Source organism: Chryseobacterium sp. HNCC26DJ238, from assembly GCF_057180465.1.
In genome coordinates this window covers 198,695-211,033 of record NZ_JBXUGI010000003.1, presented here as the reverse complement: position 1 = coordinate 211,033, position 12,339 = coordinate 198,695, and the positions used below count along the sequence as shown (strand labels likewise).

Genomic DNA, 12,339 nt, shown 5'->3' with positions numbered 1-12,339 from the left:
TTTATGAAAAATGCAATATAATAATTGTTTTTAAGTGTTTGAAGGTGCTTTTATGGTTAAAGTTTTAACATAAATCAAGTTTAACGGAAGTCTTTACTCAGAAATGTTTAACTTTGCGCTTTAAAAATTTAAACGATGGAGCTAGATTATATTAAGCATATCAGTCCTATTCTAAAGGATGGAATTAAAAATTATTTAATCGATATCGACGGAACAATTACGGATGATGTTCCCAATGAAGAGCCGGAAAGAATGGTAACCTGCTTACCCTACCCGGATGCCCTGGAAACAGTAAACAAATGGTATGATGAAGGTCACCAGATCTGCTTCTTTACTTCAAGAACAGAAAATCTGAAACAGGTTACAATAGATTGGCTGGATAAGCACGGATTTAAATATCACAGCGTTCTCTGCGGAAAACCGAGAGGTGGAAATTACCACTGGATTGACAATCACCTGGTACGCGCAACAAGATATAAAGGTAAGTTTACGGATTTGGTTGAAAAACAGGTAACCATTGAAGTTTTTAAAGATTAAAATCTGACTGAAGATTTAAAAATTGAATAAATAAAGTTAAACAGGCTTCCATTTTTTGATTTTTAAATCTTTTGTTTTTAAATATAGACAGTGCTGTTGAGGTCACATAAGTAAACAGCACATTAAAATTAATACAATCTACATATGAAAGTTTTAGCAAACGATGGTTTGGATCAATCCGGGATTGATGCATTGACAGTGAAAGGATTTGAGGTGATTACTGAAAAAGTTCCTCAGGAGTTTTTGATCGATTACATTAATGAGCATAAGATCCGTACAATTTTGGTGAGAAGTGCAACACAGGTAAGAAAGGAACTGATCGACCAATGTCCGTCTATTGAGATTATCGGAAGAGGTGGAGTAGGAATGGATAATATTGATGTAGATTACGCAAGAGGAAAAGGAATCCATGTAATCAACACCCCTTCAGCTTCATCAGAATCAGTTGCTGAACTGGTTTTTGCCCACTTGTTTTCCGGAGCAAGATTTTTACAGGATTCCAACAGGAAAATGCCGATGGTTGGTGATACAGAATTTGGGGGCCTTAAGAAAGCGTATGCGGCAGGGATTGAGCTGAAAGGAAAGACCATCGGAATTATCGGGATGGGGAGAATCGGTCAGGAAGTTGCAAAAATAGCGCTGGGCCTTGGAATGAGAGTCATTGCCGCAGATAATATGATTGGTAAAGCAAGCATCAAAGTGACCTTTTACAACAGTCAGTACATCAATGTTGATATAGAAACTGAACCTTTACAGGAAGTTCTGAAACATTCTGATTTTATTACCCTTCACGTTCCTGCTCAGAAAGACGGATTCATGATAGGTAAAGATGAATTTGAAATCATGAAAGAAGGTGTGGCAATCGTAAACTGCTCAAGAGGTGGTGTGATTGACGAAACGGCGTTGATTGAAGCTCTGGATTCCGGAAAAGTAAAATTTGCAGGTCTGGATGTTTTCATCAATGAACCGACCCCTTCAAAAGAAATTCTGAATCATGCTAAGATTTCAATGACCCCTCATACAGGAGCATCAACCCTGGAAGCTCAGGATAGGATAGGCCTTTCCCTGGCAGAGCAGATCTCCAGTATATTCCAGATTCATTAAGATTTCATACAGATAAAAATCCTCCGTAAAAATATTTGCGGAGGATTTTTTATTTTTTATAGATTGTTTTTGCTTTTCAGTAAATCCCTGATTTCTGTCAGCAGTTTTTGATCTTCTGTAGGTCCCGCAGGCGTTACAACTTCAACTTTTTCTGGTTTTTTATTCAGGCTGTTGATCCCTTTTATCATCAGAAACAGGACGAAGGCTACGATCAGGAAACTGATAACCGATGATAAAAAGTTACCATACTTGACCCCACTCCATGAAAGTTCTGCTATATTTTTTACATTTGCTTTTTCCAGAGCCGGATTCAGCAGCAAAGGCGTTATAATATCATCTACGAATGATTTTACAATGGCACTGAAAGCAGCACCGATGATAACACCGACTGCAAGATCAACCACATTCCCTTTAAATGCAAATTCTTTAAATTCTTTAATGATTCCCATATTTATATTTTTAAATGTTTATAACAAAAATATCACTTAAAAATAATAATTCCTGAATTTTTAAGATTTTTTTATCATAAAAACAGCATATTTTCCAGATCAGAATGATTAAATTTATTCAAAATCGGTTTGAATGAAAATTTTTAAAGCAGCAGATATAAGATCAGCAGACGAATTTACCATACAGAATGAACCTGTCTCTTCTATTTTACTGATGGAAAGAGCAGCATCATCCTGTGCAGGCTGGATTGTAAGGAATTGTCAGAATCATACTAAGTTTGCTGTGGTTTGTGGAGACGGAAACAACGGAGGAGATGGCTTTGCTGTTGCCAGACTGTTACAGCTCAAAGGTTTTGATGTAAATGTCTTTTGTAATCAGAACCATCACCAATTTTCCGAAAATACAGATACTAATTATAACAGACTGAAAGATTTATCAGGAATCTCAATATTTGATTTTACTGAAATCAATGCCTTCGGGTTTGATCAGCAAACAATCATCATCGATGCACTTTTTGGAACCGGACTGTCAAGAAAGCTTGAAGGAATATATGCAGAAATCATCAATACGCTGAATGCTTTGAATCTTGTAAGGATTTCTATAGATATTCCTTCCGGATTATCTGCCGATACTTTTTCAGAAGATGATCAGATTGTTTTTAAAGCAGACTATACTCTGAGTTTTCAGTTCTGGAAACGGAGTTTTCTTCATCCGGAAACGGGAAAATATGCCGGGAAAATAATTGTTCTGGATATTGGGTTAAGCAGAGAGTTTATCGAAAATAATCCTACAGATTATTATGTAACGGATGATCATGAAGCTGAAAAAATTTTCAAGCCAAGAGAAGATTTTGCCCATAAGGGAACGTATGGCAAATCACTGATTGTGGCGGGAAGTTACGGTAAAATAGGTGCAGCATCATTAGCTACTAAATCGGCATTAAAAACAGGATCAGGGCTTGCATTTATCCTTGCCCCGGAATGCGGATATGAAATACTGCAGACAAACTGCCCGGAAGCCATGTATATTTCCGGTGGAAAGAAGTTTATTGAAAACATCGAAGTGCAGAAGGATACTTTTTATGGAATAGGTCCCGGTCTGGGAACACATCCTTTGACGGTAAAGGCACTTTTGGAATTTTTAAGACAGGCTTCAACTCCTTTACTGTTGGATGCTGATGCTTTAAATATTATCGCTGAAAACAGGGATGCAATGGATTTAATTCCAAAATATTCCGTAATTACGCCACACCCTAAAGAGTTTGAGAGGCTTTACGGATCCACTGAAAATTCTTTTCAAAGAGTGGAACTGGCAAAAACTAAGGCCATCGAATTGCAGATTTTTATTGTTTTGAAAGATCACCATACCCAGATCGTCACTCCTGAGGGTAAGGTGCATTACAATATCACAGGAAATTCAGGTCTGGCAAAAGGGGGAAGCGGAGATATCCTGACAGGAATCATCACCTCGCTGTCAGCACAAAAATACTCTACGGAAGATGCATGCATCCTGGGAGTCTGGCTCCATGGAAAAGCGGCAGATCTTGCTGCCACCAAATATTCGAAAGAGTCAATGCTTCCCACTGATGTGATCAGCGAACTTGGAAATGTCTTTTTAGCACTCAATAAAAAAGCCACAACGTTGTTGTGACTTTATATTTTTATTATATTTTTTTGTATTAAATAGTTTTGTCTGTTTCAGGAGCAATTTTATTGTATTTAGAATAAACCATAATGATCAATCCTGCCAACATAAAAGGAATGGATAGAATCTGTCCGGTGTTTAATCCTGCAAAAGAAATCACTTCATCCCCCTGAGGCATTTTCAGGAATTCCACTGAGAATCTGATCGCCCAGAGAAGGAAAAAGAACAGACCAAACAACCATCCCTGCTGATACTTTTTGTCTGTTTTCCTGTAAAGAACCCAAAGGATCACAAATAAAGTCACATATCCCGCAGCTTCGAATAATTGCGTTGGATAACGGGTTACTGTAAGACCGTATTCACTGCTTTGCTGCGGAAAAAACAAAGCAAACGGTGAGTTTTGATCAACTGGTTTGCCAATGATTTCAGAATTAAAAAAGTTACCCATTCTAACAAAGGCTCCACCGATAGATACTACAATTCCCAATCTGTCAAATACCCAAAGCGGATTTTTTCTCACAATTTTATAAGAATAATAAAGGGTAGTGACAATTACGGCAAGAGTAGCTCCATGACTTGCCAGTCCTGCAAATCCTGTAAATTTCAGCCCGTTTTTTGTACTGATGGGTAAGAAAACGCTCCAGAAATCTTCTTTGAACAATTCCGGCTGATAAAAAATAACATGTCCCAACCTCGCTCCCAGGATGGTTCCGATTAGTGTCCATGTAAAAAACGGTTCTACGTATTTTGTGTCAACTCCATCGATAGAATACATTTTCGTCATCAGGAAATACCCGATCCCGAATGCGAAAATAAACATCAGGCTGTAAAAGTGCAGGGTAACCGGTCCCAAATGAATTCCTGTTGAAGGATCCCAGATTTTAAATGAAGTTTCGAGTTCTACTTTGTCAGAAGGTTTGATTTTCTCTGAAGATTTAACAGCATATTTCACTGTTTCAATATTTCCTTCCGTTATCTGAATATTTTCAGCCAGCTTAAAATCTTTATCAAAAAACTGGTAGCCTGAAGCTTTAAATTTTCCAAGAATGAAAGAACTGTTAACGAAATGAGAAACTTCTACATTTGCTTTATTAAAAATGACAAGAACATTCTGATTTGTCGTAACGTTAGCAAATGAATCAAGCTCAATAAGTTCTGTAGTAGCAAAGATTTTCACCGGAACTTTTGTCGAATTTACTTTTAGATTTCCTTCGGAAAGCCCGGCGGAATTATTTTGCGCAAAAAAACTTTGGGCAAACAGTGCAAAGACAAAAATGTAAATTCTGAAAAAAAAAGTACTCATTTTATTATATTTATAAGTCGTTTAGTCTGAAATATTGTTTTTTGGCGGTACCGGATCATAACCGTTGCCTCCCCAGGGATGACATTTGGCAATTCTTTTTACGCCCAGCCACAATCCTTTAAAAATACCGTGCACCTGAAGTGATTCAACCATATAATGCGAGCAGGTAGGCTCGTACCGACAGTTTTTAGGAAGCAGTGGCGAAATGAACCATTGGTAAAATCTGACTAAAATTACCAGTGGCGATGTAATGATTTTATTAAATGTAATTTTCAAAACAATGCAAAAATAGGCTAAAAAATTGAAAATTAGTTTAAATTTGTTATAAGTTTCAGAATGGTCGGAAGGTGTTCATCAGAAGATTAACGCATTTTCAGGATTAGATTTTACAGGTTGTGATCTAAATTCTGATTTTTAAAAATCCTGTAACTTTACATAAAATTTCATTAAAATCAAATCATCAATTTTGAGTCAGAATACTCCATTAGCGGAAAGAATGAGACCTAAAACCCTCGATGAGGTTTTGGGACAGGAGCATCTTACCGGCGACAAAGGAACCCTTCGGAAAATGCTTAGGAACGATACATTAAATTCTCTGATCCTCTGGGGACCTCCCGGTACAGGAAAAACAACCCTGGCAGAAATCATTTCAGAAAAATCGGGACGTAAGTTTTTTAAGCTTTCTGCCGTTTCTTCCGGAGTGAAAGATGTACGGGATGTCATCGAAGAAGCTAAAAAGCAGAACCTTTTTTCAGGAAAGTCTCCGATTCTCTTTATTGACGAAATTCACCGTTTCAATAAATCACAACAGGATTCTCTGCTACATGCAGTAGAAAAAGGCTGGGTGGTGCTGATTGGTGCCACAACAGAAAACCCAAGCTTTGAAGTGGTATCTGCACTGCTTTCAAGAAGCCAGGTCTATATTTTAAAGGCACTGAGCCATGAAAAACTCGAGGAGCTGATCGATATTGCTTTGGAAAGATTCAATAAAGATGAAAAGACAGACTTTACCATCAGGGAAAAGCAGGCTTTCATTCAATATTCAGGAGGTGACGGAAGAAAACTGATCAATTCTGTAGAGTTGGTCCTCAGTCAGTTTATCAATTCTGATACAAAGGACATTTCCAATGATGATGTAATGGAAGTTCTTCAGGAAACCATGGCACTGTATGATAAAAATGGAGAGCAACACTATGACATCATTTCAGCTTTTATTAAATCTATGCGTGGAGGAGATCCCAATGGGGCAGTGTATTGGCTGGCAAGGATGATTGCCGGTGGGGAAGATATTAAATTCATTGCCAGACGGATGCTTATTCTTGCCTCAGAAGATATTGGTCTTGCCAATCCGAATGCTCTTGTGATTGCCAATAACTGTTTTCAGGCCATCAATGTCATCGGAAACCCGGAATCCCGTATCTTATTGAGTGAAACGGCAATTTACCTTGCGGTATCGCCAAAAAGTAATTCTGCCTACACTGCAATCAATGATGCTTTGGCTTTTGTGAAAAAAACAGGAAATCTGCCTGTTCCTTTACATCTGAGGAATGCCCCGACAAAACTGATGAAAGATCTTGATTACGGTAAAGAATATAAGTACGCCCATTCTTACGAGGGCAATTTTGTGAATCAGGATTTTTTACCGGAAGAAATAAGGGATGTCAAGTTTTATGAACCGGGAAGTAATGCTACTGAAAAGAAAATTTCTGAGGAACTTAAGAAAAAGTGGACGGATAAATATTAAAAAAACGGATATTCAATTTGAATATCCGTTTTTTAGTTTAATTCTTTTTATTATTTCGTAACAGTATTTACCACCAGAGCTTTTTTACCGTTTATAGTTTCTATGCTATAGTTGGCAATCATATCAGCAAAAATATGAACATCTGTATCTTTAAACTCATATCCTTCAATAAAAACAGGAGTATCTTTTGGAAGGCCATTCTGAGCATTAAAATCAGACAGCGGCATACGGTCAAGAGTACCGAAATCTTTTTTGAATTTCACTTCAGCCAAACCATTGTCTGCCAGATAATCAAATTTTTTCAGGTTTTGAGGAAGATTTGATTTGGATTTAAAAACATTTACGCTTTGAACTGCATCTTTTCTTGCATCAAACATAGCAACGGTGCCCACCGCATCATTACAGACTGCAAATTTTACCATAGGATTTTTTTGAGCAAATATGGTTGCCGAAACAAATAGTAACACGGAGTAAAGAGCTTTTTTCATAAAATAAATATTTGTTGTTCAATTAAAATATGCTGAAGTCATTAAGGATATTCAGTACTTAACTGTTTTTTTAATTATTGTTGTTAAAATCGTGATAAATATACTTATTTTTTACAAATTGTTAATCAGAAATTAAGATAATTTGTAAAATACAGGATAATGTTGACCTTAATTATTTTTATAGACTTTCGTCCGCATTTTTACTTTTCTTTTCTACAAGATTTCTGACAATTATTTTCAGACGCTGAAACATAAATGAACTCAGCAATAAGATAATTCCCAATAGAATAAAAGCAATAATTCTCGACACATTATCCATCTGCCAGACGTCGTAAGCATATAATTTTAAAATCATCACTCCGAGTAAGCTGAAACCGATTTTGTTGAATTCGGGAATTTCTTTTTTCAAACCAAAATAAATAGACAGGCATGCCAGAACGGCCCATATGATCGGAAGATACAATACGCTGAAATGATTCTCAAGGGAATAGATATCATCGGTACTTTGAGCATTCATTAATATATAAGTACGCAACAGTTCAAAACTGAAAGCAGCAATAACGACTGCCGCAATCAGCCAATAAGATAAATGCTTTCTGATAAAATCTGATTTTGGAAGAATCTTAATAATCATATAGATTAATGGGAATATGTACAGCAGATAAACAGTAAAAAAAGAAGAATCAGTTTTTTTGCTGACGATTTCTGATACAACCTTTGAAGATGAAACATACACCAAAATCAATAACAGGAAAAAATAGATCAGGCCTGTCTTAAATTTTTCACTGATAAGGAGTTTCTCACTCAAAATAAGCAATATGAAAATATAAAGCAGGGTGAAAAGAAAACCTACCGTCAGGATGAAAGTAAAACTTTCGGCTGAGATGTGGTAGATGACTTCAAACAGAACTGAAAAATAAATAACTGCAAAACACAGGATTTTAAAAATGTTTTCATAAAAATCTGAGTCAGGACTTGTTTCCTGACCATCATTTTTCAGTAAAAATAAATTCAAAAGACAACTTGCGATTACCACGAGGCTGGTAATGAAAACCGGATTAAAAATAACAGTCAGTGAATCTGAATCAAAATATCCTGCCCAGGTAATGATCTGTGATAAAATAACCAATGGAAATAAGATGTAATAGAAACTTTTAAAAATCTTATGACGGGTTTTTCTCCAGATGAAAAGCAGCAGGGTGGCCTCGATCGCCCAAACAGTGGTGATAAGGTGCGTTTTCAGTTCAATCGCCAGAGCAAGTGTAATCAGACTAATGGTGATGCTGGTAAAAACCGAATAATTGGTGCTGAATTTCTTATTTTCATATTCCCTGTACCATCCGATACTGTTGAGGACTGCAAAAGCAAAAGGGAAAACCGAAGCAGGAAAATAGTGAAGTTCATTAAAAATGTAGACAAGACCTGCGACACAGGAAGAATTGATCAGTACAAGCATTAATATATCAAGTTGCTGCAAACGTTTTTTCCATATATAATTCTGAAGTGCAAATGCATAAAATAATAGGTAAGCAGCAATGTAAAAAGGAATAGCTGCCCCTGACGGATTTTCTACAGTCCAGAAGAAAAAATAGATTGATGTAAAGATGAAAGAAATCCATCCGATGCTTTTCCAATGTTTGAGATACGCTACGATGAGCATTCCGGTGTTCAACACAGAAAGGTAGGTGAAAAGGAAAATATAATTACTCTGCCCTGAACTGATCATCAGCGGTGCCATAAAACCACCAAAAAGCGAGAAAACCAGTAAAATTTCGCTTTTGTAATAGTAAGACAGTGCTGTTGAAAGGATTGTTACCAGGCAGGTGACAATAAATGCAGTATTCTGTGAAAAAAGATGATATTCCCGGAATGCAATGGTTGTAGTAAAATAGAGTACTGCCACACCGCCACCAGTAATTATTGATGCAAAAACAGCATAATTCTTTCTTAAAAAATGCCCGCTTCCGATGATCAGCAAACCTATTGTAAAACCGATTCCTGCCCGTGAGTTTTCCCCGATCCAGTTTTTATCAACAGCATATTTAACAAAATAACCGATTCCTAAAACCAAAGTAAAAATACCGACAATGGTCAGTGCATTATGTTTTATAAAATCAAAGACCGGAGCCAGCCAGTCCTTTTGTACATCAGATTCTTCAGGATAAACTGAAATAACATCGCGATTCTGAAGGTCAGCTGTATAACCAGCCATCTGTACAGATAATTCATTTTTAGATTCGTCCTTCACGTCTGAAAGAGGGGGTGTTTTTCTTTCAGATAGTTCAGAGATCTTTTTTTCTAAAATACGGATCCGCTTATCAAACCTGTAATATATCAGTATGAAAAGCAAGATTAAAAAAACAATCAGAAAAGAAAGAGAACTCATGAATAAGAATTTGACATCAAATATAAGAATTTGAAAAATAGAGGTTCCCGGTCAGACGGTCGATTTTTTTCTACAGCTGATTTTTAAGTGTATTTTCTTTCCAGTTTTCTTCGATGAGTTTCATTAAAAAGTCAGGACATCTGATAACTTTATTAGTAGCAGCATCTAAAAAGAAAAGAGTGGTGCGTGCTTCTGTGATTTTTATTTTTTCTTCATTATAAATTTCATATTCAAATTCTATCCGCACACCGGGGATTTTTTTAACATAGGTATGAATTTCTAATTTTTGATCGTATAAAGCTGGTTTTAAATACTTAATATTGTAATCAGAAACCGGCAGCCAGATTCCAAGCTTTTCAATCTCATCATATGAAATTCCTATGCTTCTGAAAAGTTCGACTCTCCCCAGTTCAAAATATGCGGCGTAATTGCCGTAGTACACGTATTTCATAGGGTCTGTTTCTGCGTAACGTACTCGTATTGTGTGGGTTGTGTGTATCATTCTTAGTTTTAAATTATACATACAAATATATTTTTTAATAATCAATACTTGCAATATTTTTTTTTAAAGTTAAAATAAGTGACCTTTGTCTTCCCAATAAAAACAAACAATCTAAAATTAATCAGGGCATAAAAATGGATGAAAATTTAATGATCATTTGGCAGAGATGCCTTCAGTTTATGCGAGATAATTTAAACGCAGCTGAAGACAATTCTGATCTCAAAAAACTCGAAAAATCCTTCGATTTACTGTTTGATAAAGTACAGCCAATTTCATTGGTTGACAATAATCTTACATTGATGGTTCCAAGTGATTTTTACAAAGAATATATTGAAGATAACTATTTATCGTTACTTTCTGCTGCCCTGAAGAAAAACATCGGTAAAGGCGTTAAACTTTGGTATTCAGTAATGGAAAATAAGCCCAGCGGCTTAGAAAAACCAGTTACCATGAATATGAAAGGTAAAACCGTTCCTACACCCAAAATGCAGGAAACAATGCCACAGGGTTTTTCATCCAATATCGTAAATCCGTTTGTAGTTCCGGGAATCAAGAAAGTAAATATAGACTCTAACCTGAAAGCTGATTTTTCTTTTGATAATTATGTGGAAGGTGAAAGCAACAAATTTGCTTCTACCGTAGCGAGATCGATTGCTAAAAGACCTGGTGCGACTGCTTTTAACCCTTTATTTTTATATGGAGGTTACGGAGTGGGAAAAACTCACCTCGGACAGGCAGTGGGTCTGGAAGTAAAAAGCCAGTTTCCCGATAAAGTAGTCCTTTATCTTTCTTCAGAAAAATTTATCCAGCAGTTTATTTCTGCTGCGAAAGCACATAAACAGACAGAATTTGCTAATTTTTACCAGATGGTAGATGTTCTGATTATCGATGATATTCAGTTCCTTTCAGGCAAATCGGCAACCCAGGACAGTTTCTTCCATATTTTTGATTATTTACATCAGAATGGAAAGCAGATCATCCTGACTTCAGATAAAGCGCCTGTCGATATTATGGATATTCAGGACAGGATTGTTTCCCGTTTCAAATGGGGGCTTTCTGCAGAGATCAAATCTCCCGATCTGGATACCCGTAAAAGAATTATTGTTGATAAGCTGAGTCGAGACGGAATCGTTCTGACAGAAGATATGTTAGACTTCCTTGCAGCAGAAGCAAAAACCAACGTAAGAGAGCTGATCGGTGTTATTAATTCAGTGATTGCTTATTCTACGATTTATAAATCTGATCTCAGTCTGGAATTATTAAAAGAAACCATCAATAAGATTGCTGCCAATCAGAAAAAGATCATCAATATTCCTTATATCCAGGATATTGTATGCGAATATTTCGGTATCAAAAGAGAACAGCTTTTATCTAAAACAAGAAAAAGGGAAATCGCTTTGCCAAGACAGTTAGCCATGTATTTTGCAAAAGAATTTACCAATGCAACATTTACCAAAATAGGAGAAGAGATGGGCGGTAAAGACCATTCAACGGTAATGTATGCCTGCGATACCATCAAAGATGTTTCCAAGATCGATAAAGAGGTTAAAAAATACGTTAAAGAGCTTACAGAGAAAATCAAGCATTAATCTGTACTCAAAGATAACAGGGAAAGTGGAGGATATTTTTGTTCTCCACTTTTTTATTTAATTTTGTCAGCTGAAAACAGCAGAGACTTAATTTTTACCTTTAAATTTTATTTTCATGAAGATACTGATGGTCTGTTTAGGCAATATCTGCAGGAGCCCGCTGGCAGAAGGAATTTTGAAATCTAAACTTTCAGATGATTTTTTAGTGGATTCGGCAGGAACAATAGCCATGCATGAAGGGGAAGCACCTGACAGAAGAGCCATAAAAACTTCTGCAAATCACGGCATTGATATTTCCCGGCAAAAATCCAGGCCGATCCGGAAATCGGATTTTGAAAAATTTGATCTCATTTACTGTATGGATCAGAAAAATTTTAAAGAGGTCGTTTCAATGGCTGAAAATGATGAACAGCGTAAGAAAGTTCATTTATTTTTAGAACAGGCAGGTCAAGATCAACATTCCGAAGTTCCTGATCCGTATTGGGGGGACCTGAATGATTTTGAAAATGTTTTTGAACTGCTGGACAGGGCGTGTAATCAAATTTCCCATCAGCTTCAACAGCAATTACTCAGTAATAAAATTTAAAGTAAC

Annotated in this window: 12 protein-coding genes; 6 read left to right on the top strand and 6 right to left on the bottom strand. The window is 36.3% G+C overall.

Annotation, left to right across the window (positions count from 1 at the left end):
- The first annotated feature begins 135 nt into the window (after positions 1–135).
- Together AC2A07_RS04000 and AC2A07_RS03995 are read left to right on the top strand one after the other, a co-directional pair.
- The gene (locus AC2A07_RS04000; protein WP_484049321.1) at positions 136–537 is read left to right on the top strand and encodes an LNS2 domain-containing protein; all 402 of its coding nucleotides are present in this window, start codon (positions 136–138) and stop codon (positions 535–537) included.
- A gap of 144 nt (positions 538–681) precedes the next feature.
- Complete coding sequence (locus AC2A07_RS03995; RefSeq protein ID WP_484049320.1) at positions 682–1,641, top strand: NAD(P)-dependent oxidoreductase; 960 nt, start codon at positions 682–684, stop codon at positions 1,639–1,641.
- Between the two features lie 56 nt (positions 1,642–1,697).
- Here the strand turns inward: AC2A07_RS03995 and mscL are convergent, their stop codons facing one another.
- Complete coding sequence (mscL, locus tag AC2A07_RS03990; protein ID WP_484049319.1) at positions 1,698–2,090, bottom strand: large conductance mechanosensitive channel protein MscL; 393 nt, start codon at positions 2,088–2,090, stop codon at positions 1,698–1,700.
- Positions 2,091–2,223: 133 nt separating this feature from the next.
- On the opposite strand from mscL, the gene AC2A07_RS03985 reads away from it, so the two are divergent.
- On the top strand, positions 2,224–3,741 hold the full coding sequence (locus AC2A07_RS03985; protein ID WP_484049318.1) for an NAD(P)H-hydrate dehydratase: 1,518 nt from the start codon (positions 2,224–2,226) through the stop codon (positions 3,739–3,741).
- A gap of 28 nt (positions 3,742–3,769) precedes the next feature.
- Here the strand turns inward: AC2A07_RS03985 and lgt are convergent, their stop codons facing one another.
- Positions 3,770–4,615, bottom strand: a complete 846-nt coding sequence (gene lgt / locus AC2A07_RS03980; RefSeq protein ID WP_484049401.1) for a prolipoprotein diacylglyceryl transferase — start codon at positions 4,613–4,615, stop codon at positions 3,770–3,772.
- A gap of 444 nt (positions 4,616–5,059) precedes the next feature.
- The gene (yidD, locus tag AC2A07_RS03975; protein ID WP_484049317.1) at positions 5,060–5,314 is read right to left on the bottom strand and encodes a membrane protein insertion efficiency factor YidD; all 255 of its coding nucleotides are present in this window, start codon (positions 5,312–5,314) and stop codon (positions 5,060–5,062) included.
- A 190-nt stretch (positions 5,315–5,504) separates the two neighbouring features.
- On the opposite strand from yidD, the gene AC2A07_RS03970 reads away from it, so the two are divergent.
- The gene (locus tag AC2A07_RS03970) at positions 5,505–6,782 is read left to right on the top strand and encodes a replication-associated recombination protein A (RefSeq protein ID WP_484049316.1); all 1,278 of its coding nucleotides are present in this window, start codon (positions 5,505–5,507) and stop codon (positions 6,780–6,782) included.
- Positions 6,783–6,832: 50 nt separating this feature from the next.
- Here the strand turns inward: AC2A07_RS03970 and AC2A07_RS03965 are convergent, their stop codons facing one another.
- The 3 genes from AC2A07_RS03965 to AC2A07_RS03955 form a co-directional block, all read right to left on the bottom strand.
- Complete coding sequence (locus tag AC2A07_RS03965) at positions 6,833–7,270, bottom strand: hypothetical protein (RefSeq protein ID WP_484049315.1); 438 nt, start codon at positions 7,268–7,270, stop codon at positions 6,833–6,835.
- 178 nt (positions 7,271–7,448) lie between these two features.
- Positions 7,449–9,656, bottom strand: a complete 2,208-nt coding sequence (locus AC2A07_RS03960; RefSeq protein WP_484049314.1) for a DUF2339 domain-containing protein — start codon at positions 9,654–9,656, stop codon at positions 7,449–7,451.
- Between the two features lie 70 nt (positions 9,657–9,726).
- On the bottom strand, positions 9,727–10,158 hold the full coding sequence (locus tag AC2A07_RS03955; RefSeq protein WP_484049400.1) for an acyl-CoA thioesterase: 432 nt from the start codon (positions 10,156–10,158) through the stop codon (positions 9,727–9,729).
- A gap of 134 nt (positions 10,159–10,292) precedes the next feature.
- Between AC2A07_RS03955 and dnaA the strand changes: the two genes are divergently transcribed.
- Positions 10,293–11,747 carry a chromosomal replication initiator protein DnaA gene (dnaA, locus tag AC2A07_RS03950; protein ID WP_484049313.1) on the top strand — a complete coding sequence of 485 codons (1,455 nt, stop codon included), beginning with the start codon at positions 10,293–10,295 and terminating at the stop codon, positions 11,745–11,747.
- A gap of 115 nt (positions 11,748–11,862) precedes the next feature.
- The gene (locus AC2A07_RS03945) at positions 11,863–12,333 is read left to right on the top strand and encodes a low molecular weight protein-tyrosine-phosphatase (protein WP_484049312.1); all 471 of its coding nucleotides are present in this window, start codon (positions 11,863–11,865) and stop codon (positions 12,331–12,333) included.
- Positions 12,334–12,339 lie beyond the last annotated feature (6 nt).